Origin of the sequence: Streptomyces sp. MJM8645, from assembly GCF_001625365.1 — a bacterium.
Classification (GTDB): Bacteria; Actinomycetota; Actinomycetes; order Streptomycetales; family Streptomycetaceae; genus Kitasatospora.
Genome location: NZ_LJJF01000001.1, coordinates 3,102,066 through 3,124,359 on the forward strand (window position 1 = coordinate 3,102,066; position 22,294 = coordinate 3,124,359).

Annotated in this window: 20 protein-coding genes and 1 pseudogene; 9 read left to right on the forward strand and 12 right to left on the reverse strand. The window is 73.6% G+C overall.

Annotated features, from left to right (window positions below):
- Positions 1-294: 294 nt before the first annotated feature.
- From A6F73_RS13120 to A6F73_RS13140, 5 genes are all read right to left on the reverse strand, one after another.
- Positions 295-3,048, reverse strand: a complete 2,754-nt coding sequence (locus A6F73_RS13120) for a SpoIIE family protein phosphatase (protein ID WP_244293380.1) — start codon at positions 3,046-3,048, stop codon at positions 295-297.
- A gap of 179 nt (positions 3,049-3,227) precedes the next feature.
- A complete protein-coding gene (locus A6F73_RS13125; RefSeq protein WP_063347964.1) occupies positions 3,228-3,644 on the reverse strand; it encodes an NUDIX domain-containing protein in 417 nt (138 codons plus the stop codon).
- A 10-nt stretch (positions 3,645-3,654) separates the two neighbouring features.
- A complete protein-coding gene (locus A6F73_RS13130) occupies positions 3,655-3,843 on the reverse strand; it encodes a hypothetical protein (RefSeq protein ID WP_063347965.1) in 189 nt (62 codons plus the stop codon).
- 162 nt (positions 3,844-4,005) lie between these two features.
- Complete coding sequence (locus A6F73_RS13135) at positions 4,006-5,349, reverse strand: DUF4190 domain-containing protein (protein WP_063347966.1); 1,344 nt, start codon at positions 5,347-5,349, stop codon at positions 4,006-4,008.
- 232 nt (positions 5,350-5,581) lie between these two features.
- A complete protein-coding gene (locus A6F73_RS13140; RefSeq protein WP_063347967.1) occupies positions 5,582-6,400 on the reverse strand; it encodes a methyltransferase domain-containing protein in 819 nt (272 codons plus the stop codon).
- A gap of 160 nt (positions 6,401-6,560) precedes the next feature.
- Here A6F73_RS13140 and A6F73_RS43080 point away from each other — a divergent pair.
- Positions 6,561-7,708, forward strand: a pseudogene (locus tag A6F73_RS43080) (dihydrofolate reductase family protein).
- A 57-nt stretch (positions 7,709-7,765) separates the two neighbouring features.
- A complete protein-coding gene (locus tag A6F73_RS13155) occupies positions 7,766-8,431 on the forward strand; it encodes an HAD-IA family hydrolase (protein WP_063347970.1) in 666 nt (221 codons plus the stop codon).
- A gap of 143 nt (positions 8,432-8,574) precedes the next feature.
- Here the strand turns inward: A6F73_RS13155 and ychF are convergent, their stop codons facing one another.
- Positions 8,575-9,648, reverse strand: coding sequence for a redox-regulated ATPase YchF (gene ychF / locus A6F73_RS13160; RefSeq protein WP_063347971.1), 1,074 nt, complete (start codon positions 9,646-9,648; stop codon positions 8,575-8,577).
- A gap of 254 nt (positions 9,649-9,902) precedes the next feature.
- Here ychF and A6F73_RS13165 point away from each other — a divergent pair, with 254 nt between their 5' ends.
- Positions 9,903-10,541, forward strand: coding sequence for a DUF6542 domain-containing protein (locus A6F73_RS13165; RefSeq protein ID WP_159398443.1), 639 nt, complete (start codon positions 9,903-9,905; stop codon positions 10,539-10,541).
- A gap of 22 nt (positions 10,542-10,563) precedes the next feature.
- Here the strand turns inward: A6F73_RS13165 and ppgK are convergent, their stop codons facing one another.
- The gene (gene ppgK / locus A6F73_RS13170; protein ID WP_063347972.1) at positions 10,564-11,310 is read right to left on the reverse strand and encodes a polyphosphate--glucose phosphotransferase; all 747 of its coding nucleotides are present in this window, start codon (positions 11,308-11,310) and stop codon (positions 10,564-10,566) included.
- A 167-nt stretch (positions 11,311-11,477) separates the two neighbouring features.
- Positions 11,478-12,452: a 4-hydroxy-3-methylbut-2-enyl diphosphate reductase gene (locus tag A6F73_RS13175; RefSeq protein ID WP_063347973.1), complete on the reverse strand. Its 975-nt coding sequence runs from the start codon at positions 12,450-12,452 to the stop codon at positions 11,478-11,480.
- Between the two features lie 87 nt (positions 12,453-12,539).
- Between A6F73_RS13175 and A6F73_RS13180 the strand changes: the two genes are divergently transcribed.
- On the forward strand, positions 12,540-13,904 hold the full coding sequence (locus tag A6F73_RS13180) for an APC family permease (protein ID WP_063347974.1): 1,365 nt from the start codon (positions 12,540-12,542) through the stop codon (positions 13,902-13,904).
- Positions 13,905-13,939: 35 nt separating this feature from the next.
- Positions 13,940-15,160, forward strand: coding sequence for an exodeoxyribonuclease VII large subunit (xseA, locus tag A6F73_RS13185; RefSeq protein ID WP_063347975.1), 1,221 nt, complete (start codon positions 13,940-13,942; stop codon positions 15,158-15,160).
- 28 nt (positions 15,161-15,188) lie between these two features.
- Here xseA and A6F73_RS13190 read toward each other — a convergent pair whose 3' ends face one another.
- Positions 15,189-15,683, reverse strand: a complete 495-nt coding sequence (locus A6F73_RS13190; protein ID WP_063351169.1) for a GNAT family N-acetyltransferase — start codon at positions 15,681-15,683, stop codon at positions 15,189-15,191.
- A gap of 178 nt (positions 15,684-15,861) precedes the next feature.
- On the opposite strand from A6F73_RS13190, the gene A6F73_RS13195 reads away from it, so the two are divergent.
- On the forward strand, positions 15,862-16,119 hold the full coding sequence (locus tag A6F73_RS13195; RefSeq protein WP_063347976.1) for an exodeoxyribonuclease VII small subunit: 258 nt from the start codon (positions 15,862-15,864) through the stop codon (positions 16,117-16,119).
- A gap of 113 nt (positions 16,120-16,232) precedes the next feature.
- Positions 16,233-16,835: a malonic semialdehyde reductase gene (locus tag A6F73_RS13200; protein WP_063347977.1), complete on the forward strand. Its 603-nt coding sequence runs from the start codon at positions 16,233-16,235 to the stop codon at positions 16,833-16,835.
- 152 nt (positions 16,836-16,987) lie between these two features.
- Here A6F73_RS13200 and A6F73_RS13205 read toward each other — a convergent pair whose 3' ends face one another.
- A complete protein-coding gene (locus A6F73_RS13205; RefSeq protein ID WP_063347978.1) occupies positions 16,988-17,503 on the reverse strand; it encodes a DUF4245 domain-containing protein in 516 nt (171 codons plus the stop codon).
- Positions 17,504-17,739: 236 nt separating this feature from the next.
- Between A6F73_RS13205 and glpX the strand changes: the two genes are divergently transcribed.
- Positions 17,740-18,780 carry a class II fructose-bisphosphatase gene (glpX, locus tag A6F73_RS13210; RefSeq protein WP_063347979.1) on the forward strand — a complete coding sequence of 347 codons (1,041 nt, stop codon included), beginning with the start codon at positions 17,740-17,742 and terminating at the stop codon, positions 18,778-18,780.
- An 87-nt stretch (positions 18,781-18,867) separates the two neighbouring features.
- On the opposite strand, the gene A6F73_RS13215 is transcribed toward glpX, so the two are convergent.
- Positions 18,868-19,248 carry a WhiB family transcriptional regulator gene (locus A6F73_RS13215; protein ID WP_063351170.1) on the reverse strand — a complete coding sequence of 127 codons (381 nt, stop codon included), beginning with the start codon at positions 19,246-19,248 and terminating at the stop codon, positions 18,868-18,870.
- Between the two features lie 316 nt (positions 19,249-19,564).
- Positions 19,565-20,350, reverse strand: a complete 786-nt coding sequence (locus tag A6F73_RS13220; RefSeq protein ID WP_244293381.1) for a DUF1707 domain-containing protein — start codon at positions 20,348-20,350, stop codon at positions 19,565-19,567.
- Between the two features lie 145 nt (positions 20,351-20,495).
- On the opposite strand from A6F73_RS13220, the gene A6F73_RS13225 reads away from it, so the two are divergent.
- Positions 20,496-22,163: a fumarate hydratase gene (locus tag A6F73_RS13225; protein ID WP_063347981.1), complete on the forward strand. Its 1,668-nt coding sequence runs from the start codon at positions 20,496-20,498 to the stop codon at positions 22,161-22,163.
- Positions 22,164-22,294 lie beyond the last annotated feature (131 nt).

Consider the following 22,294-nt stretch of genomic DNA (forward strand, 5'->3'; position numbering starts at 1 on the left):
CGCTGCTGCTCGGCGCGTTCCGCGCCGGGGTGCTGTTCAACGGACCGACCCCTCCAACCCGCGACCGTCCGGATGTCGAGAAGACCGAGTATTCATCATCGAGGGGTACGTTCACACGCCCTCAACATCACAACATCAGATCGGGCGAAGGTTTTTGTCCTACCGCCCGCGCAACCACAATGCCACGTCCGCGCCCCCTTCCGGGCTGCGCGCTCCCCCCGGCCACCTGCTGGCATATGCGGTTCCGTCCTCCTCGCCCCCGCTCGGGCTCACGCCCCCGACCCGCTGCGCTCCCTATGACTCGTCGGGCTCATTACCCGGCAGCGTCTGCTCGAACCAGACCACCTTGCCGATGCCCTCGGCCCGGGCACCCCAGCGCAGTGCCAGGCGGCGGACCAGTTCCAGGCCCCGGCCGCCCTCGTCGGCCTCGGCCGCGTGCCGCTCCCGGGGCGGGTCGGGCAGCGGGTCGGAGATCTCGACCAGCAGCGTCTCGCCGAGCGTCAGCCGCACGCCGATGGGGGCGCTGGCGTACCGGACGGCGTTCGTGACCAGCTCGCTGACCAGCAGCTCCGTGGTGTCGGTGAGCTCCTCGACGCCCCACTCGGCGAGCGCGGAGCGGACCAGCCGGCGGGCCCGGGAGACGGCGGTGGGCTCGGCGGGCAGGGTCCAGCCGACCGTCGGGGTGCCGGCCTGGCCGTGGCCGAGCCGGGCCAGCAGCAGCGCGACGTCGTCCGGCTCGCGGCCCTGCTCCATGGTGCCGAGCACGGCCTCGCAGGCGGCCTGGATGGAGGCGTGCGGCTCCTGGAGCACGGTGACCAGCCGGCCGAGGCCGACGTCGAGGTCCTTGTCCCGGGACTCGACCAGGCCGTCGGTGCAGAGGGCGAGCAGGCTGCCCTCGGGGATCTTCAGTTCGACGGATTCGAACGGGACGCCGCCGACGCCGAGCGGGGCGCCGGAGGGGAGGTCGAGGATCCGGCCCGCGCCGCCGCGCAGCGGGCCGCCGGTCCGGGTCGGCTCCCCGCCCTCCTCGCCCGGCACCACCAGGACGGGCGGGATGTGCCCGGCCTTGGCGACGGTCAGTCTGGCCGTCCCCGGGTCGAACACCGCGTAGACGCAGGTGGCGAGCAGCGCCTCGTCCGGGCCCTGGGCCAGGTCGTCGGCCAGTTCGTGGACGTGCCGCAGCAGGACGTCCGGCGGCAGGTCGAGGGCGGCCAGCACCCGGACGGCGGTGCGCAGCCGGCCCATGGTGGCGGCGGCCCGCAGTCCGTGGCCCATCACGTCGCCGACCACCAGCGCGGTGCGGTCGCCGGGCAGCGGGATGACGTCGAACCAGTCGCCGCCGACCTCGGCGCCGCTGCTGCCGGGCACGTACCGGTAGGCGACCTCGACGCCGGTGGGCTGCGGGACCTGCTGCGGGAGCAGGGTGCGCTGGAGGGTGAGCGCGGCGGTGCGCTCGCGGGCGTACAGCCGGGCGTTGTCCAGCGAGCTGCCGGCCCGGTCGGCCAGCTCGACGGTGAAGGCCAGGTCGTCCCGGTCGAAGCCCTCCCGGTAGCCGCCCCGGCTTACCAGCAGCAGGCCGATCACGATGCCGCGGGCGCGCAGCGGGACGACCAGCATGGAGTGCACGCCCAGGTCGTGGGCGGCCTGCGTCTTCGGGTCGCCGGGGTACGTCACGTCGTCGAGCTGGTCCGCGCCGGAGAGCAGTTCGGGGACGCCGGTGCGCAGCACCCGGCCGCAGGCGGAGTCCTCGGCGAAGGTGATCCGGGCGCCGCGGCGGAGCATCACCTCGACCTCGGGGCCGTCCTGGACGGAGGCGGTGCCGAGCTGGAGCAGCGAGGTGCGGCGGTCGTGGCCGTGCCGGGGCAGGTCGTCGCCGTGCGCGACGGCCTGCAGCAGGATCACCGCGGAGTGGTCGGTGAGCCGGGGGACGACGGAGCTGGCGAGCTCCTGGGCGATCCTGGCGGCGTCGAGCAGGTCGCCGACCCGGGAGCCGAACTCGTTGAGCAGCGAGAGCCGGCGCCGGGCGTGCTCGACCTTGGCGACGGCGCGGTAGCGCTCGGTCACGTCCATCACGGTGCCGGAGATGCCGAGCACCCGGCCGGAGCGGTCGGTCATCCGGCTGTAGGAGATCGAGCGGTAGCCGGAGCGGGCGGTGACCGGGGAGGCCAGGGTGACGTCGATGACCGGCTCGCCGGTGGCCAGCACCTGGCGCTGGATCGCGGTGACCTCGTCGGCGGCCCGCTCGGGCAGGGTCTCGCCGGTGGTCCGGCCGACGTGGTCCTCCAAGGCGACGCCGTTCATCTCGGCCAGGGTCTGGTTGACGGCGGTGTAGCGCAGCTCGGTGTCCATGATCGCGATGCCCAGCGGGGACTGCTCGAACAGCGCGTCACGGACGGCGAGGTCGCGCTCGACGGCCCGGACGGCGGCCGCCTCGGCCATGTTGACCTGGAGGAACGGGGTGCCGTCGCCGTCCACCAGGAGGGAGATCCGGGCGTCCACCGCGATCGGCACGCCGTCCCGGTCGCGCAGTTCGGCGTTGCCGGCCCAGCGGCCGTGGCGCAGGGTGTCCTGGATCGCGGCCCGGATCCGGCCGACCTGCTCCTCGTCGGGGATCAGCTCGTCGATCCGGCGGCCGACCAGCAGCTCGTTCGGCCAGCCGAGCAGTTCCTCGGCGGCCGGGCTCCAGAGCACCACCCGGCCCGCGGTGTCCAGGATCGCGATGGCGACCTTCAGCATGTCGAGCAGGCTGCCCTCGCCCGGTACGCCGGGGCCGTACGGGGCGTCGGACGGCCCGCCGGGGAACGGTCGGGCGGGCCGGCTGCGCAGGCCGGGCTGGGGGCCCGGGTCGGAGACGGGGACGGCCAGGGCCGGCGCCGGCTGGTCGGGCCGCGGGACGTCGGGGGCATCGGCGGCGTCCCGCCGACGGCGGCCGGCCGGCGGCTGCGGGGCTGCGGGCTGGGCACCCCGGCGCAGCCGGGCGCGGGCGGCTGCGCCCCCCGCGGCGCCTGTCCGCCGTGCTCCTCCGCCGCCGTTCCCGGTACTCGACACCGACGGGGCCTCCGGCTCTGGTCGGGATCGGCGTCGCCGGCTGGGGCGGCTCACCGATGGTGACGAATAGTGCCGAAAAGTGACATACCCAGCAGAACCCAGGCTATCCCGGCCGCCGGGTCGTCTTGTCTGATTGACCTACCCCGTACCCCGCGCGTCGCACACCGGCTCAGGCCGCCCTATGCATGGAGCAACCGGGCGACGTGCGGCAGGACGTCGCGGTCGTGCTCGATCCAGTCGACGCTGTCCAGCTCGGCCGGGCCGAGCCAGCGCAGCTCGTCGTGGTCCTCCAGGGGACGGGGGTCGCCGGCCAGCAGCTCGGCCGCCCAGAAGCGCAGCTCCAGACCCGGCCGGACGCTCCACGCGCCCGGCAGCCGCTCCAGCGCCCGCGCCCGGACACCCAGTTCCTCCAGCAGCTCCCGCTCCAGCGCCTGCGCCTCGGTCTCGCCGGGTTCGGCCTTCCCGCCCGGGAACTCCCAGCGCCCCGCCACCGCCGCGGGCGCGCTGCGCCGGGCGGCGAGCACCCGGCCCCGGTGGATGAGGGCGCCGCCGACGACGATCCGGGGCTCGACGGGGTTCTCGCTGGCCTTGTCCATGGGCCCGACCTTAGGGCGTGTCCGCCCCCGCGCCGTCCGCAGCCTCGGGCTCGGGCTCGGCCTCGACCCAGTACAGCTGCTTGTGGCCGCGGGCCTCGAACTCGGCCGCCAGCCGCTCCGCCGCGAGGCGGTCGAGCCCGCCCGCGACCAGGAAGCGGTTGCCGTTGTCGTCCTGCCGCATCACCCGAAAGGCGCTCATGGCGGGGAGCGTATCCCCGGCCTGCGTGGGGGTCGGGCCGGGGATCCGCCCCCACGACGCTACGGACGGCTCGCTACCGGCAGGTACGGGCGCGGTTAACGGCGGGTAACCCGGCCGCGCCCGGCGGCTCAGAACCGTCGGCGGCTCAGACCCCTCGGCGGCTCAGACCTGGAGGTCGGGCACCTGCTCGCCGGTGGACAGGCCGAGCCCGCGCCGGATCTCGATGCTGAGCGGCACCGACTTGGTCACCAGCGCCCGGGCCCGTCGGACGTCGCCCTCCAGGTCGTCGCCGGAGGCCGCCGCGTCCCAGGCGGTCGCGGCCGCCTCCTGGGCCGCGGCCAGCTTGCGGACCGCCGGCTTGACCTCGGCCGGCCACGCCGCCGACGCCTTGTTCAGCGCCGTGGCCTCCGCGTGGGAGGCGGTGGACATCCGCCGGGCCCACGTCCGGTACTCGGACGACGCGTCCGCGAAGCCCTTGCTCGGCTGCTCCGCGTAGGCGTCGTTGAAGCCCCGGACGGCCTCCAGGTAGGCCAGCTGGGCGGGGTTCAGGCTGCCCCGGTCGGTGCGGACCGTCCCCAGGTGCTCGCCGTCGCGGTCCTCGAACGCGCAGGTGACGTAGCGGTCGCCGGACCTCCAGTTGCCCCGGGTCGGGTAGAGGTAGACGTCGTCCATGCCGTCCGGGATCGCCCACTGGTCGAGGGCGTAGTCGTCGAGCACCGTGCGGCACAGGTCGGCGGCCCGCAGGCGGACCGTCGCCTCGCCCGGGTAGGACGGGCCGTCGCTCGCCGGGATCCGGGCGGTGCCGGCCACCTCGCCGTGGTGCGGGGCCGAGCACGGCACCCGGCGGACCCAGTAGAGCGTCTCGTCGCCGCCCTCGGGGTCGGCCCGGCTGCCGTTCTCGGGGGTGTTGTAGCAGTCCCCGGACTTCAGCGCGGCCCACGGGACGGATCCGGCCGGGGCCTTCGTGGACTGGTCGAACCTGCCGCCCCCGGGGAACTCGAAGGTCGAACCGGCCACGGCGAGCGACAGCAGCACCGTGCCGACCACGCCGAGCACCAGGCCGGTCACCGCCATGCCGAAGCCGCGCTCCTTGCGGCGGTTGATCTGGACCAGCGCGATGATGCCGAACACCAGGGCCACCGGCGCCACCACGACCAGGCCGGTCACCAGGGCGGCGACCGCGAAACCGTTGGTGACGGGGGCGGGCCGGGGGTAGGGGAAGCCGGGCTGGAGGCCGGACTGTGCGGCGGGCGGCACCGATGCCCAGCCGCCGGCGGGCAGCGGCGGGGGCGGGGGCTGCGGCGGGGCCTGCGACGGCAGGGGCGCGGCCCACGGGTTGGCAGGCACGGGCGGGGCGGTCGGCACGGGCGGGGCGGCGGGCGCGGGAGGCTCGGGCTGCGCCTGCTGCTCCGACTGCCCCGTCCGCTCGGCCTGCTTCGCCGTCGCGGCCTCGTGGGCCGGTATGCGGGGATCGGCCGCGGGCGGCTCGGACGCAGGCTTGGACACGTGGACTCCCCCGGCCCGCCGGTACGGGCATCGACTCGGCAGCTCGACTCGTCGGCTCGCCCCCTCCAGCAGCGGGCCGGACGGGCCCGAACGGCCCCGGTACGAGCGGACGCGCGACTTTACCCGATCTTTCCGAACGCCCGCGCGACCGTTTCCCCCACCCCGTCGCCTCGCCGCCATCTGCGGGGCCGCCCCGACCCGGCCCCGATCTCGATCTCGACCCTGCCCCCGGTCAGCCGCGCGCCAGGATCTCGCCGTGCAGCATGGAGAACCAGCCGTCCCCGGCGGCACTCCACTCCTGCCAGCCGGCCGCGATCCGCGCCAGTTCGGCCCGGTCCGCGAAGCCCCGCTCCACCGCCGTCCGGCCGATGGCGGAGCCGGTCACCCGGTCCGCCCACATCCCGCCCCACCAGGCGCGCTGCTCGGGCGTCGCGTACGTCCAGGTGGTGGCGGTCGCGGCGATGTCGGTGAAGCCCGCCGCCCGCGCCCAGGACAGCAGCCGCCGCCCGGCGTCCGGCTCGCCGCCGTTGGCGCGGGCGATCCGCTCGTACAGTTCCAGCCAGCGGTCCAGCGCGGGCGCCTCGGGGAACCAGGTCATCGACGCGTAGTCGACGTCCCGGGCCGCGACCACACCGCCCGGCGCCGCGACCCGGCGCATCTCGCGCAGCGCGGCCACCGGGTCGGCCACGTGCTGCAGCACCTGGTGGGCGTGCACCACATCGAACTCACCTTCCTGGTGTGGCAGTTCGTGGACATCGGCGATCTCGAACACGACATTGGACAGGCCCCGGCCGGCCACGTACGCGGCGGCCTGCTCCAGCACCTCGCCGGAGGTGTCCACGGCCACCACGCGACCGCCCGGGCCGACCAGCTCGGCCAGGTCGGCGGTGATCGTGCCGGGTCCGCAGCCGATGTCCAGCAGCGCCTGCCCAGGGCGCAGTTCGGGCAGCAGGTAGGCGGCCGAGTCGGCGGCCGTCCGGGAGCGGTGCGAGCGCAGCACGGCCTCCTGGTAGCCGTGGGTGTAGACGGTGGCGGGCTGCCGTCCGGTCATGGTGTCCCCCTGGGGCGTGGTCGGTTTCCGCGACGCCTCCGACGCTAGCGGACGTTCCGGATGCCGAGAAGATTCGTCTCACCTGTCGATCACCCCGCGACTGCACCACACCCGGCGGCCGTACCGTGGGGGCGCACCCGAGAGAACGGTCCCCCCGCCCATGCCCGGCCAGCGCCCCTTCGTCCTGCTGAGCGCCGCGATGTCCCTCGACGGCCACCTCGACGACGCCTCCCCCGACCGCCTGCTGCTCTCCAACCGGGCCGACTTCGACCGGGTCGACGCCGAGCGCGCGGCCGCCGACGCCGTCCTGGTCGGCGGCAACACGCTGCGCGCCGACAATCCGCGCCTGCTGGTCAACGACCCAGCACGCCGGGCCGCCCGGCTCGCGGACGGCCGCGCCGAGTACCCGCTGAAGGTGACGCTCAGTGCGAGCGGCGCGCTCGACGCCGGCCTGCGCTTCTGGCACACCGGCGGCGCCCGGCTCGCCTACACCACGGACGCCGGCGCGACCGTGCTGCGGCCCCGCCTGGACGGGCTGGCCGAAGTGGTCGCGCTCGGCGGCGCGGTGGACCTCGGCGCGGTGCTGGACGACCTGGGCGCGCGCGGGGTGCGCCGACTGATGGTCGAGGGCGGCGGCGGCGTGCACACCCAGTTCCTGGCCCAGGGCCTGGCGGACGAGCTCCAGCTGGCGGTCGCCCCGCTGCTGGTCGGCCAGGCCGAGGCGCCGAGGTTCGTCCGCCCGGCCGCGTTCCCGGGTGGCCCGGCCCGGCGGATGCGCCTGCTGGAGGCACGTACGGTGGACGACGTCGTCCTGCTCAGGTACGCCCCGAAGGAGCCCGCCCCGTGACCGGAGCCCGTCCCGCGACCGCCGACCTCGACCACCTGCGCCGGGCCGTCGAACTCTCCCGCCGCTGCCCGCCGTCCGCGACGGCCTTCTCGGTCGGCGCGGTGATCGTCGGCGCCGACGGCGAGGTCCTGGCGGAGGGCTACAGCCGGGAGGGCGACGCGCACGACCACGCCGAGGAGGCGGCCCTCGGCAAGCTCCCGGCCGGCGACCCGCGGCTGCGCGGGGCGACCGTCTACAGCTCGCTCGAACCGTGCGGACAGCGCGCCTCGCGGCCGGCGCCGTGCTCCCGGCTGCTGATCGCGGCGGGCGTGCCGCGGGTGGTGGTGGCCTGGCGCGAGCCGGACCTGTTCGTCGCCGACTGCCAGGGCACGGCCCTGCTGGCGGCGGCCGGGGTCGAGGTGGTGGAGCTGCCGGAGCTCGCCGAGGCGGCCCGCGCGGTCAACGCCCACCTGCTCGGCTGATCTTTTGTATCATCGGGGAACAAAGAGCTCGTCCTTCCTTGCCCGAGGAGCAGCCCCATGCCCACCGCACCCCTCCAGCTGACCGCTCGCGCCCTCCTCCTGGACATGGACGGCACCCTGGTCAACTCCGACGCCGTGGTCGAGCGCTGCTGGCACCGCTGGGCCGAGCAGCACGGCCTCGACCCCGTCGCCGCACTGGCCGTCGCCCACGGCCGCCAGGGCCACGCGACGATGGCCGAACTGCTGCCCGACCGCCCGGTGGAACTCAACCTCGCCGACAACCGGCGGATGCTCGCCGCCGAGCGCGCCGACACCGACGGCGTCGTCCCGATCCCCGGCGCCGCCGCCTTCCTCGCCGCCCTGAACGGCCTGCCGCACGCCCTGGTCACCTCCGCCGACGAACCGCTCGCCCGCATCCGGATGGGCGCCGCCGACCTGCCGATGCCGCCCGTCCTGGTGACCGCCGAGTCCGTCGGCGCCAGCAAGCCCGACCCGGAGGGCTTCCTCAAGGGCGCCGCCGCCCTCGGCTTCGCCCCCGCCGACTGCCTCGCCTTCGAGGACTCCGACGCCGGCATCACGGCCGCCCGCGCCGCTGGCATCCGCGTCATCGGCATCGGCCCCCGCGCCACCGCCCACCGACCCGACGCCCACGCCGCCACCCTCGACAACATCACCGTGACCACCACACCGGACGGCGTCATCACCGTCAGCATCCACCCCTGACCGAACCCGCCGCCCGGCCACCCCGCTCGGATCCCGCACCGGAACATCCAACACGGGCATGACGAAGGGGTCGGCTCCCGCAGGACCCGACCCCTTCCGACCCGCACACCTGGACAACCAGGTCAGGTGCAGCACACACCTGGCTACACGTTGAAGCGGAACTCCACCACGTCGCCGTCCTGCATGATGTATTCCTTGCCCTCGATGCGGGCCTTGCCCTTGGAGCGGGCCTCGGCGATGGAGCCGGTCTCGACCAGGTCGGCGAAGGAGATCACCTCGGCCTTGATGAAGCCCTTCTGGAAGTCGGTGTGGATGACTCCGGCGGCCTCGGGGGCGGTGGCGCCCTTCTTGATGGTCCAGGCGCGGGTTTCCTTGGGGCCTGCGGTGAGGTAGGTCTGCAGGCCAAGGGTGTCGAAGCCGACCCGGGCGAGGGTGGCGAGGCCGGGCTCCTCCTGGCCCATCGACTGGAGCAGCTCCAGGGCCTCGTCGTCGTCGAGCTCGATCAGCTCGGACTCGATCTTGGCGTTGAGGAAGATCGCCTCGGCCGGGGCGACCAGCTCGCGCTGGACGTTCTTGAAGTCCTCGTCGGCCAGCTCGGCCTCGTCCACGTTGAAGACGTAGAGGAAGGGCTTGGCGGTCAGCAGGTGGAGGTCGCGGATCGGGGTGGTGTCGAAGCCGGCCTCGAAGAGGGTCTTGCCGGTCTCCAGGACCGCCTGCGCGGCCTCGGCGGCGGCCAGCACGGGGGCGGTCTCCTTCTTCAGGCGCGCCTCCTTCTGGAGCCGCGGCAGGACCTTCTCGACGGTCTGGAGGTCGGCCAGGATCAGCTCGGTGTGGATGGTCTCGATGTCGTCCTTGGGCGACACCTTGCCGTCCACGTGCACCACGTCCGGGTCGGTGAAGGCGCGCACGACCTGGCAGATCGCGTCCGACTCGCGGATGTTGGCGAGGAACTTGTTGCCCAGTCCCTCGCCCTCGCTGGCGCCGCGCACGATGCCGGCGATGTCGACGAAGTCGACGGTGGCCGGGAGGATCCGCTGGGAGCCGAAGATCTCGGCGAGCTTGGCCAGCCGCGCGTCCGGGACGCCGACGACGCCGACGTTCGGCTCGATGGTGGCGAACGGGTAGTTGGCCGCCAGCACGTCGTTCTTGGTCAGGGCGTTGAACAGGGTCGACTTGCCGACGTTCGGCAGGCCGACGATTCCGATCGTGAGCGACATGAAGCGCAGTCCCGTGGGCTTGGAGGAGTTGGGTCGGCACCGTGCGGGCCGACCCCCAAGTCTACGGGCAGCACCTCACGCCCCGGTCGCCGCCGGGAGGGGCTCCGGGAACTCCGGCCGGGTGCCGGGGTGGCTGGGCCGGACAGGTCAGGCCGCTGAACGACGATCACATCAGCACTCCGCCAGGAGACACGGGACAAGACCTGAACGGTCCATTACACAGTGTGGCGATGATCGGACCGTACGTTGGGCGGGTGGAGCAGAGCATCCGTACCCAGCCGCCAGGGCCCAGACGCCGACCGCCGAACGGCGCGGCCGGGGCCGCCGTCCCCGGGCCCGGCCGGGCTCCCGAGACCGTCGGAGCCCCCGCAGCCCCCGCCGCCGCCCCCGCCGCCCGGCTACGCCCGGTAGCCGGGCCGCCCGCCGCCGCCCGCCCGGCCACCCCCAGGCTGCGGTTGCGGCTGCCGCTGCCCGGACGCTCCGAGGCCCCGCTGTACGGGCGGCGCCGGACCGGACGGCCGACCCGGCTGACCGCCATCGGCACGGGCGTGGCCGCCGTGCTGGCGACGCTCGCCGTCGCGGGCCTGGACCGGCTGCTGTTCGACGGCCTCGGCTGGCTGTTCGGCCTCGGCTACCTGGTCGTCTGCTTCCAGCTGGCCGTCCGGGTGCGCTACGTCGACCTGCTGGCCGCACCGATCAGCGGGCCGATCGCCTTCGCGCTGGCGCTGCTGCTGCTCGGGCCGGTCACCTCCTCGGGCGTCACCGCCCAGGTGGTGGCGCTGGCGACCGGGCTGGCGCTGCGGGCCGGCTGGCTGTTCTCCGGCACCGGGCTGGCCGCGCTGATCGTGCTCGCCCGGTTCGTGGCCCAGCGCCGGATCCAGCGCTCCCGCTGAGCGGCGCCTCGGGCGGGCGGCCTCAGCCCGCCGCCCGGGCCGCCGCCATGGCGGCGCCGACGATGCCCGCGTCGTTGCGCAGCTCGGCCGGCACCACCCGCGCCTCCCGCTCCCGCAGCAGCGGCAGGAACTTCTCGTGCTTGCGGCTCACCCCGCCGCCGATCACGACCAGTTGCGGCGAGAACAGCATCTCGACCAGGTCCAGGTACTCGTCGACCCGCCCGGCCCACTGCTCCCAGGTCAGCCCGTGCCGTTCCTTGGCGGCCGAGGAGGCCCGGCGCTCGGCGTCCTTGCCGCGCAGTTCCAGGTGGCCCAGTTCGGTGTTGGGCACCAGCACGCCGTCGACGAAGAGCGCGCTGCCGATGCCGGTGCCGAAGGTGAGCACCAGCGCCACGCCCGACTGGTCGCGCCCGGCGCCGTGCACGGTCTCGGCGAGCCCGGCCGCGTCGGCGTCGTTGAGCACGGTCGCGGGCAGGTCGAGCGCCTCGCGGAACAGGCCCGCGGCGTCCAGGCCGATCCAGCCCTTGTCCACGTTGGCGGCGGTTCTGGTCCGGCCACCGACCACCACGCCGGGGAAGGTGAGCCCGACCGGGCCCTGGTGGTCGAACTGGCGGACCACCTCGCAGACGGCGGCGACCACGGCCTCGGGGGCGGACGGCTGCGGGGTGAGCACCTTGTACCGCTCCTGGGCCAGCACGCCCCGGGCGAGGTCGACCGGGGCGCCCTTGATGCCCGAACCGCCGATGTCCACGCCGAATACCGCCGTCATCACGTCCACCCTCCGCCGGGGCCGCGGACCGCTTGTCCACAGCCTGTGCACAAAACTACGAGAGGGCACGGGCGGACGCACAGCAGAAAACCCGGCAACCCCGAGGGGGGTGCCGGGCTCTGCGCGAAGGGCCTGGGAGCCGTCCGGGAGCGGTCCCAGGCTCGGCCCTACAGCTTGCCCGCCGCCTCGGCGCGCAGGTCGCGGCGCAGTTCCTTGGGCAGCGAGAAGATCAGGTGCTCCTCGGCGGTCTTGACCGTCTCGACCGTGTCGTAGCCGCGCGCGGCCAGCCACTCCAGCACGCCCTCGACCAGGATCTCCGGGACGGAGGCGCCGCTGGTCAGACCGACCGTGCCGACGCCCTCCAGCCAGGCCTCCTGGACCTCCTCGGCGAAGTCCACCAGGTGGGCGGCCTTGGCGCCGTACTCCAGGCCGACCTCGACCAGACGGACGGAGTTGGACGAGTTCTTGGAACCGACCACGATCAGCAGGTCGGTCTCGGGGGCCATCTGCTTAACCGCGACCTGGCGGTTCTGGGTGGCGTAGCAGATGTCGTCGCTGGGCGGGCTGACCAGCGCCGGGAAGCGCTTCTTCAGCTCGCCGACGGTGGCCATGGTCTCGTCCACCGACAGGGTGGTCTGGGACAGCCAGACGACCCTGGACTCGTCCCGGACCCGCACGTTGGCGACGTCCTCGGCGCCGTCCACCAGGTGGATCCGGTCCGGGGCCTCGCCCATCGTCCCGACGACCTCCTCGTGGCCCTCGTGACCCACCAGCAGGATGTCGAAGCCCTCGTCGGCGAAGCGCACGGCCTCCTTGTGCACCTTGGTGACCAGCGGGCAGGTGGCGTCGATGGTGGCCAGCCGGCCGGCCTTCGCCTCGTCGTGGACGGCCGGCGCGACGCCGTGCGCGGAGAAGACCACGATCGAGCCCTCAGGCACCTCCTCCGTCTCGTCGACGAAGATCGCGCCCTTCTTCTCCAGGGTCTGCACCACGTACTTGTTGTGGACGATCTGCTTGCGAACGTAGATGGGCGCCCCGTACTGCTCCAGGGCCTTCTCCACGGCGATCACGGCGCGGTCGACACCCGCGCAGTAGCCCCGGGGGGCGGCGAGCAGGACACGGCGCGGCGCGGTGTTGGACATGGCTCCATCGTACGGGCGGCGCCGAGCCGCGCCGACGGGAGGCGCTTTCCGGACAGACCCGGTCGTCGGTGCTCAAATGTGGTGTCTATGAGCTCTGCGAACGGGCAAACGGAACCGGGCGGCCTGCGCCGCAGCCTGAGCGTCCGCGACCTGATGGTCTACGGCCTGCTGTTCATCGCTCCGATGGCACCGGTCGGCGTGTTCGGCGTCCTGGACGCCAGGAGCCACGGCGCCGTCGCCACCGTCTACCTGGCCGCGACTGTCGCGATGGGCTTCACCGCCTTCTCGTACGCCCAGATGGTGCGCGCGGTGCCGCAGACCGGCTCGGTGTTCGCCTACGCGCGGGCCGGGCTGGGCGAGGGGCCCGGGTTCATCGCCGGCTGGATGGCGATGCTCGACTACCTGCTGATCCCGGCGGTCGCCTACCTGTTCTCCGGGATCGCACTGAACTCGCTGGTGCCCGGGGTCTCCCGCTGGGTCTGGACGGCGCTCGCGGTGGTGCTGACCACCGCGCTCAACCTGATCGGCGTACGGACGGCGGCCGTGGTCGGCTTCGCGGTGCTCGCCCTGGAGATCGCGGTGCTGGCGGTGTTCGTCGCCGCGGCCGTGGTGGCCCTGGTCCAAGGCGGCGCCCGGCGCGGCTGGGACACCCCGTTCACCGCCGTCGGCGCCTTCTCGCTGACCGCGGTGATCTCGGCCGTGTCCGTCGCGGTGCTCTCCTACCTGGGCTTCGACGCGATCGCCACCTTCGTCGAGGAGGCGGTCGGCGCCTCGGCGGCGGTGGCCCGGGCCGTGCTCTGGTGCCTGGCACTGGCCGGGGTGCTGTTCGTCACCCAGACCTACCTGGCGGCACTGCTGGAGCCGCTGGGCCCGCAGCAGCTGGCGGCCGACCCGGCGGCGCAGGGCTCGGCCTTCTACGACACGGTGGAGAGCGGGGTCGGGCACTGGCTGCACGTCCTGGTGGCAGCCAGCAAGGCGATCGGCGCGGCCTTCGCGGCGCTGGCCGGGCAGGCGGCGGCCGGGCGGCTGGTCTACGCGATGGGCCGGGAGGGACGGCTGCCGCGCGTCCTCGGCACGGTCGACCCGGCCACCGCGGTGCCGCGCCGGGCGCTGCTGGCGGCCGCGGTGATCACGATGGCCGCGGCGGTCTGGGCGGCCAACCGGGACGACGGGCTCGACCAGCTGACCTCGGTGGTCAACGTGGGCGCGCTGACCGCCTTCGCGCTGCTGCACGCCTCGGTGATCGGCTGGTACACGGTGCGGCACGACTCCCGGGACCGGGTGCGGCACCTGATCGTCCCGGCCCTGGGGATCGCGGTGATCGCCGCGGTGGTCTACGAGGCCTCGACGACCGCGCAGCTCGTCGGGCTGATCTGGCTGGCGGTCGGGCTGGTGGTGCTGGGCGTCCAGGGCTCCCCCGCTCCGGGCGGCCCTGTCGGCCGACGCCGCTAGGGGCGGTGTCGGCCGGCGCCGCTAGCCTCATACGCATGGCCAACACCAGCTCCCCCGAAGCCCCGATCCCGGTCGGCAAGGTCTCCGCGCTGATCGGCGGCTGGATCGACCGGCTCGGCGCGGTCTGGGTGGAGGGGCAGATCACCCAGCTCAGCCGCCGGCCGGGGGCGGGCGTGGTGTTCCTGACCCTGCGCGACCCGCAGGCGGACGTGTCGCTCACGGTGACCTGCTTCCGCTCGGTGTTCGACCAGGTCGCGGACGTGGTGCAGGAGGGCGCGCGGGTCGTCGTGCACGCCAAGCCGGAGTGGTACGCGGCGCGCGGGCAGCTGTCGCTGCGGGCCTCGGAGATCCGGCCGGTCGGGCTGGGCGAGCTGCTGGCCCGGCTGGAGCAGCTGAAGCGGCGGCTCGCCGGGGAGGGCCTGTTCGCGGCCGAGCGCAAGCGCCCGCTGCCGTTCCTGCCGCAGTGCGTCGGGCTGGTCACCGGGCGCGGCTCGGCGGCCGAGCGGGACGTGCTGGAGAACGCCCGGCGGCGCTGGCCGGCCGTCCGCTTCGAGGTGCGCAACGTCCCGGTGCAGGGGGTCAGCGCGGTGGAGCGGGTGAGCGCGGCCGTCCGGGAGCTGGACGAGCACCCCGAGGTGGACGTGATCATCGTGGCCCGCGGCGGCGGCAGCGTCGAGGACCTGCTGCCGTTCTCGGACGAGGGGCTGGTGCGGCTGGTCGCGGCCGCCCGTACGCCGGTGGTCAGCGCGATCGGCCACGAGCCGGACCAGCCGCTGCTGGACTTCGTCGCCGACCTGCGCGCCTCCACCCCGACCGATGCCGCCAAACGGGTGGTTCCGGACGTCGGCGAGGAGCTGGCCAAGGTCCGCCTGCTGCGGGACCGTGCCCGGCGGCACGTCCTCGGCCGGGTCGAGCGCGAGCAGCACGGGCTGGACGGCGTGCGCAGCCGCCCCGCGCTGGCCGCCCCGCACCGGATGCTGGACGGGCGCGGCCAGGAGGTCACCGCGCTGCTGGAGCGGGCCCGGCGCACCCTGCGGCACCGGCTGGACCACGCGCAGAGCGACCTCGGGCACACCCTCGCCCGGGTGGTCGCGCTGTCCCCGGCGGCCACCCTGGAGCGCGGCTACGCGGTGCTCCAGCGGACGGACGGCACGGTGGTGACCGACCCGGCGCAGGTCACGGCCGGCGAGGGGCTGCACGCCCGGGTCGCGGGCGGGGCCTTCGACGTCGCGGTGGCGGACGGTCAGGGCTCGTAGGAACGCCCGGCGCCGCAGTGGACGACGGTCAGGCCTCGTAGGAACGCTGCCGGGAGAGCGCGATGGAGTGCTCGCCGAAGCCGAGGCTGCGGTAGAGCGCCTCGCCGCCACTGCTGGCGTGCAGGTCGATCCGGCCGACCCGCTGGTCGTCGAACCAGTCCAGCAGCGCCTCGGTGCAGGCCCGGGCGTAACCGCGCAGCCGGTGGCCGGGGTCGGTGCAGATGTTGAAGACGAAGCCGAACCGGCCGTTCGGGTTTCCCGGCGCGGGCAGCCGGTGCTCCAGCGTGCCGACCGCGCAGGCGGCGAGCCGGCCGGGCCGTCGCGGATCGTCCACCACGAAGGACGGCATGGTCAGTTCCCCGGCCGGGACGGCGAGGCGCTCGCGCAGCATCCGCTCGGCGGTGGTCTGCCAGGGCCCCGGCCCGGTCAGGCCGGCCATGCTGGGCATCGCTTCGAACATCAGGTCGCGCAGCCGGACGAGCTCGGGGGCGTCGGCCGGGGCGGCGGGTCGGACCGTGATCATGCGGCGGAGGGTAGCGCCGCCGGCCGGCCGGACGCATCCGATTTCGCCCCGCCGCCTCACCCGCTGCTTTCGCCTCGATGCTTTCACCCCGCCGAGGCCGTTCCGGCTTTCGCCCCGCCGCGGCCGTTCCGTCGGTGCTGCGCCGGCTCTGTCGGCTCCAGCCCCTACGCTGGCACGCATGGCAGAGCAGCAGGAGCAGCAGGACGCGGCGGCACCGACCCCGGACGACGCGCTGGGCTACGAGCACGCCCGGGACGCGCTGCTGGAGGTGGTCCGGCAGCTGGAGAACGGCGGGACGTCGCTGGAGGAGTCGCTGGCGCTGTGGGAGCGCGGCGAGCAGCTGGCGAAGGTGTGCCAGCGCTGGCTGGACGGCGCCCGGGCCCGGCTGGACGCGGCGCTGGCCGCCGAGGAGGACGGGGCCGCGGGCGGGGAGTGACGCGGCTCACAGCAGGCCGGGGAATCGTTGAATCTTCACCCATGTTGAGATGGTGTGACCGGCCACGGCCGGTCAATCCGACGAACCCCCTCCCGCATGAGGTGCAGACAAGCATGACCACCGACGCCCTGGTACTCGACGCCGCCGCTCAGGACCTGCTGTTCCGCGAGGCCCGCACCGCGAACACCTTCACCGACGAGCCGGTGACCGAGGAGCAGGTCCAGGCCATCTACGAGCTGGTCAAGTACGGCCCGACCGCCTTCAACCAGCAGCCGCTGCGCGTCGTCCTGGTCCGCTCGACCGAGGGCCGCGAGCGCCTCGTCCAGCACCTGGCGGACGGCAACAAGGCCAAGACCAGCACCGCCCCGCTGGTCGCCATCCTCGCCGCGGACAACGAGTTCCACGAGGAGCTGCCGACCCAGTTCCCGCACTTCCCGCAGGCCAAGGACGTGTTCTTCTCCGAGCGCACCGTCCGTGAGCGCTCCGCCTCGCTGAACGGCGCGCTGCAGGCCGCCTACTTCATCATCGGCGTGCGCGCCGCCGGCCTGGCCGCCGGCCCGATGACCGGCTACGACGCCGAGGGCATCAACAAGGAGTTCTTCGGCGACGGCGAGCACTCGGTGCTGGCCGTGGTCAACATCGGCAAGCCGGGCGACGAGGCGTGGTTCCCGCGCTCGCCGCGCCTGGCGTACGACCAGGTCGTCACCACGGTCTGATCCGCCGCATACGGAAAGGGCCCGCACCGGTTCGTCCGGTGCGGGCCCTTTCCGTATGCGCACGGGGGCGTTCGGGGTCGTACGGGCGCGTCCGCGGGGCGTCCGCGGGGGCGTACGGAGCCGTTCCCCTGGGAGCGGCCCAGGGGGACGGGCTACTTGAGCGCCTGGGCCAGCTCGGCCAGTTCCTCGTAGGAGGCGGTGCCGGTGAGCACGGTGGTCGCGTCACCGGTCTGCACGGTCAGGGCGCGGGACTTCTCGCCCTGGACCCGCTCCCAGGTGCGCCCGGCGACCTCGGAGGTGCCGTCCGGCTTGCCGCCCGCGATCTTGTCGGCCAGCAGCGCGTCGCGCGGGACGTCGCTCTGCTCGACCGCCGCGTACTGGCCGGACGGCGTGACGAAGCCCAGGTGCCAGGCATTGCCCTTGCCCTTGCTGATCGCGGCCGGCTGGTAGCCGACCGAGGTGGCCCGCCACTGGTCGGACAGCCCGTCCGGGGAGAGCAGCGGGTACGGCGCGCCGCGCTTCGCGGAGGCCGCCGCCACCTTGTACTCGACCACGTGCACCGGGTCGCTGTTCGCGTCGTGCGGAAGGAACAGGTACCCGATCCAGACCACGGCGCCGACCGCCAGCATCGACAGGACCATGTCCCGTACGGTCTCCCGGCCCCTCATGCGTTTGCTCTCTCCAGCCACCCCCACATGGTGACTCATCCCTACGGCGGTACGGCCACCCGGGGTGCCCGCGTACGGGTGAAGCGGGACGAACCGACCAGGTCGGGCGCCGGGTGGCGACCCGCGCCACAGACAGTCATCCCATAGGCAGATACGATCGCAGGACCCTCACCACGGCGTTCGACCAGGCAGTAGTCGGGCGCTTACTGGCCGTCGCGTACAGAGAGGTAACGACGATGACCACGCAGTACCCGAACCACCTTCCCAGCGCCCTGGAGGTCGCGCCCGAGGCTCCGGACCGGAACCTCGCGCTCGAACTCGTCCGGGTCACCGAGGCGGCCGCGATGGCCGCCGGCCGGTGGGTCGGCCGTGGCGACAAGAACGGCGCGGACGGCGCCGCCGTCAAGGCGATGCGCACCCTCGTCTCGACCGTCTCGATGAACGGCGTAGTCGTCATCGGGGAGGGCGAGAAGGACGAAGCCCCGATGCTCTACAACGGCGAGCGGGTCGGCGACGGCACCGGCGCCGAGTGCGACGTCGCGGTCGACCCGGTCGACGGCACCACGCTCACCGCCAAGGGCATGAACAACGCCGTCGCCGTCCTGGCCGTCGCCGACCGCGGCACCATGTTCGACCCCAGCGCCGTGTTCTACATGGACAAGCTGGTGGCCGGCCCCGAGGCCGCCGAGTTCGTCGACATCACCGCCCCCGCGGCCGTCAACATCCGCCGGGTCGCCAAGGCCAAGGGCAGCGCCGTCGAGGACGTCACGGTCGTCGTCCTCGACCGCCCGCGCCACGACGGCCTGGTCCGGGAGATCCGCGAGGCGGGCGCCCGGATCAAGTTCATCTCCGACGGCGACGTGGCCGGCGCCATCATGGCCGCCCGCGAGGGCACCGGCGTCGACCTGCTGATGGGCATCGGCGGCACCCCCGAGGGCATCATCGCGGCCTGCGCCATGAAGTGCATGGGCGGCGTCATCCAGGGCCGGCTGTGGCCCAAGGACGACGCCGAGCGGCAGAAGGCCCTCGACGCCGGCCACGACCTGGACCGGGTGCTCACCACCGACGACCTGGTCAGCGGCGAGAACGTGTTCTTCGTCGCCACCGGCATCACCGACGGCGAGCTGCTGCGCGGCGTGCACTACCGCCAGGAGACCGCCACCACCAGCTCGCTGGTGATGCGTTCCAAGAGCGGCACGATCCGCGAGATCAACTCCGTCCACAAGCTGTCGAAGCTGCGGGCCTACAGCGCGATCGACTTCGACCGCGCCAACTGACACCGGGCAAGCGCGCCCGCGGCCTCGGCGGAATCCCCCTCCGCCGAGGCCGCGGCGCGTCCGGCCCGGGGCACACCCGGAGCCCCGTCAGCCCGCTATCCGCCGCTGCCCCGCGACCACCCTGGTCGCCTCGCGCAGCTCCGACTCCCGGCGGCGGCGCCGGGCCAGCACCACCCGCCGCTCGGCGGCCGTCAGCCCGCCCCAGACCCCGTACGGCTCCGGCTGCGCCAGCGCGTGCTCGCGGCACTCCAGCAGCACCGGACACCGGGCGCACACCTGCTTCGCCTGCTCCTCGCGCGACAACCGGGCCGCCGTCGGCTCCTTCGAGGGCGCGAAGAACAGCCCCACCTCGTCCCGCCGGCAGGCCGCGCCGGTGTGCCAGGGGCTGTCCTCGCCCGAGGACGCGCCCTGGGCGACGGTCTGGGAGCCCTGGCCGCCCGGGGGGTGCGGCTGCGGACTGCGCTCCAGCAACTGCGCGGCGGCGACGGGCGAGGTGGTGCGGGACTCGATCGGATGCAGCACGGCCGTACTCCTGACGAGACTCTCGGACACGGGGAAGCTCGCTCCCCTGCCCGGCTGCGAGCCCCCGCTGTCCAACCCCGAGTCGGCCGCTGGGCCGCCTCCGGTGCGCAGCCGTACAAGAAGCGATGTGCGGAAGGAACTACCCCGCCCGCCCGCGATTCATGCACACTGCACGCAATCGACTACGGAGCGCACCGGAGACAACGCAGAACGCCCGGCCGAGAGTTGATCCCCGGCCAGGCGTTCGACCCGCCAACCCCGGCTACTCGGTGCCGAGTTGCTTGCGCACCCACTCCTTGAGCTTCTTGCCCCGGCGCGGCTTGGCCTCGCAACCGCCGAACACCGCGACGCCCTTGACCCGGACCACCGGCGCGTACGGGTCCGCCGCCGTCTGCTCCTTGACGTCGAATCCGCCGAAGATGCCGACGCCACCGCCGTGCAGGCTCACGTTCTCCGGCACCCGGATCTCGACGCCGCCGAACAGCGCCGTCACCTCGATCTCCACCTCGGGCGACTCGAACACGGCGTCGGTCAGGTCGATCTCCACCCCGCCGAACGCCGCGAACGCCTTCAGGTGCGACCCCACCCGCCAGCGGCCCTTGCGGGACGAGCCGCCGAAGATCGCCACCATCGACGGCGACTCCTGGCGCGCGGGCGGCAGCGCCGGCGTCACCGCACGCGGCGCCGGGGCCTCCAGCGGCGGCTTCTCGAACGACAGCGGCCGGTGGCCCGGCAGGTCCCTGGTCAGCGGCACCAGATCGCCGAAGGTCTTGGCGGCGTACGCGGCCCCGATCCGGTCCGCGTGCTCGTCCGCGTCCAGCCGGCCCTCGGCGTAGGCGTCCCGCAGCAGTTCCGCGATCCGCTCGCGGTCGGCGTCCGACACCCGCATCTCCGCCTGCGCCACCGGGGCGTGCGACGGCTGGGTCTTCTGCTCCGGCAGCGGCCGGAGTTGCGGCTGCGGCTCGGGCCGGGTCTCGGGCTTGGTCATCGGTACGGGCGCCGGCACGGACGGCTGCCCCGGATCGTCCTGCGACGGCGAGTTGTCCACGGCCCAAGACTAGTCGCTCGTACGTGCGCCCGAGTGAGCCCGGTCACGCAGGCTGCCCTGTCCGCGTGCGACGCGGAGCCGGGTCCTACCCTTGAGGGTGCTTCGCCGACGCAGCCGGACCACTGGAAACCTAAGGACCGCCCCCATGGCTCCCACGCCAGACTTCGAGTACAGCGACCTGCTCCCCCTGGGCGCTGACCCGACCCCGTACCGCAAGCTGACCTCCGAGGGTGTCTCCACCTTCGAGGCCGGCGGTCGCACCTTCCTCCAGGTCGAGCCCGAGGCGCTGCGGCTGCTCACCGCCGAGGCGATGCACGACATCTCGCACTACCTGCGCCCCGCCCACCTCGCCCAGCTGCGCCGCATCCTGGACGACCCGGAGGCCAGCCCGAACGACCGCTTCGTCGCGCTCGACCTGCTGAAGAACGTCAACATCTCGGCCGGCGGCATCCTACCGATGTGCCAGGACACCGGCACCGCCATCGTCATGGGCAAGCGCGGCCAGAACGTGCTCACCGAGGGCGGCGACGAGTCGGCCATCGCGCGCGGCGTCTTCGACGCGTACACCAAGCTCAACCTGCGCTACTCCCAGATGGCCCCGGTGACCATGTGGGACGAGAAGAACACCGGCAACAACCTGCCGGCCCAGATCGAGCTGTACGCCACCGACGGCGGCGCGTACAAGTTCCTCTTCATGGCCAAGGGCGGCGGCTCCGCCAACAAGTCGTACCTGTACCAGGAGACCAAGGCCATCCTGAACGAGGCGAGCATGCTCTCGTTCCTGGAGCAGAAGATCCGCTCCCTCGGCACCGCCGCCTGCCCGCCGTACCACCTGGCGATCGTGATCGGCGGCACCAGCGCCGAGTTCGCGCTCAAGACCGCCAAGTACGCCTCCGCGCACTACCTGGACAACCTGCCGACCTCCGGCGACGCCAAGACCGGCCACGGCTTCCGCGACCTGGAGCTGGAGGCGAAGGTCACCGAGCTGACCCAGAAGATCGGCATCGGCGCCCAGTTCGGCGGCAAGTACTTCTGCCACGACGTGCGGGTCGTCCGCCTGCCGCGCCACGGCGCCTCGCTGCCGGTCGCCATGGCCGTCTCCTGCTCCGCCGACCGCCAGGCGCTCGGCAAGATCACCGCCGAGGGCGTCTTCCTGGAGCAGCTGGAGACCGACCCGGCCAAGTACCTGCCGGACACCACCGACGAGCACCTGGACGACGACGTCGTGCGCGTCGACCTCGACCAGCCGATGTCCGCGATCCGCGCCGAGCTGTCCAAGTACCCGGTCAAGACCCGGCTCTCGCTCACCGGCACCCTGGTCGTCGCCCGCGACATCGCCCACGCCAAGATCAAGGAACGCCTGGACGCCGGCGAGGGCATGCCCAAGTACCTCCAGGACCACCCCGTCTACTACGCCGGCCCGGCCAAGACCCCCGAGGGCTACGCCTCCGGCTCCTTCGGCCCCACCACCGCCGGCCGGATGGACTCCTACGTCGACCAGTTCCAGGCCGCCGGCGGCTCCATGGTCATGCTCGCCAAGGGCAACCGCAGCAAGCAGGTCACCGACGCCTGCGCCGCCCACGGCGGCTTCTACCTCGGCTCCATCGGCGGCCCGGCCGCCCGCCTCGCCCAGGACTGCATCAAGAAGGTCGAGGTCCTGGAGTACGCCGAGCTCGGCATGGAGGCCGTCTGGCGCATCGAGGTCGAGGACTTCCCGGCCTTCATCGTGGTCGACGACAAGGGCAACGACTTCTTCCGCGAGACCACCGAGGGCCCGCTGATCACCAGCCTCCGGGTCCGCTCCAAGGAGTAACCGCCCCGGCCTCCCCAGCCGCCCCCGCCTCCTCAACCGCCCCGGCCGCGTTCGTCGCGACCGGGGCGGTTCTGCATGGACGCAATACACTGGCAGGTGGTACTCAGGACTCGTACCATGGCGGTACCGAG

Coding starts and splice junctions, on each gene's coding strand:
- A6F73_RS13125 (WP_063347964.1), bottom strand. CDS start 3,644: ATGGACAAGGCCAGCGAGAACCCCGTCGAGCCCCGGATCGTCGTCGGC.
- A6F73_RS13130 (WP_063347965.1), bottom strand. CDS start 3,843: ATGAGCGCCTTTCGGGTGATGCGGCAGGACGACAACGGCAACCGCTTC.
- A6F73_RS13140 (WP_063347967.1), bottom strand. CDS start 6,400: ATGACCGGACGGCAGCCCGCCACCGTCTACACCCACGGCTACCAGGAG.
- A6F73_RS13155 (WP_063347970.1), top strand. CDS start 7,766: ATGCCCACCGCACCCCTCCAGCTGACCGCTCGCGCCCTCCTCCTGGAC.
- ychF (WP_063347971.1), bottom strand. CDS start 9,648: ATGTCGCTCACGATCGGAATCGTCGGCCTGCCGAACGTCGGCAAGTCG.
- ppgK (WP_063347972.1), bottom strand. CDS start 11,310: ATGACGGCGGTATTCGGCGTGGACATCGGCGGTTCGGGCATCAAGGGC.
- A6F73_RS13175 (WP_063347973.1), bottom strand. CDS start 12,452: ATGTCCAACACCGCGCCGCGCCGTGTCCTGCTCGCCGCCCCCCGGGGC.
- A6F73_RS13180 (WP_063347974.1), top strand. CDS start 12,540: ATGAGCTCTGCGAACGGGCAAACGGAACCGGGCGGCCTGCGCCGCAGC.
- xseA (WP_063347975.1), top strand. CDS start 13,940: ATGGCCAACACCAGCTCCCCCGAAGCCCCGATCCCGGTCGGCAAGGTC.
- A6F73_RS13190 (WP_063351169.1), bottom strand. CDS start 15,683: ATGATCACGGTCCGACCCGCCGCCCCGGCCGACGCCCCCGAGCTCGTC.
- A6F73_RS13195 (WP_063347976.1), top strand. CDS start 15,862: ATGGCAGAGCAGCAGGAGCAGCAGGACGCGGCGGCACCGACCCCGGAC.
- A6F73_RS13200 (WP_063347977.1), top strand. CDS start 16,233: ATGACCACCGACGCCCTGGTACTCGACGCCGCCGCTCAGGACCTGCTG.
- A6F73_RS13205 (WP_063347978.1), bottom strand. CDS start 17,503: ATGAGGGGCCGGGAGACCGTACGGGACATGGTCCTGTCGATGCTGGCG.
- glpX (WP_063347979.1), top strand. CDS start 17,740: ATGACCACGCAGTACCCGAACCACCTTCCCAGCGCCCTGGAGGTCGCG.
- A6F73_RS13225 (WP_063347981.1), top strand. CDS start 20,496: ATGGCTCCCACGCCAGACTTCGAGTACAGCGACCTGCTCCCCCTGGGC.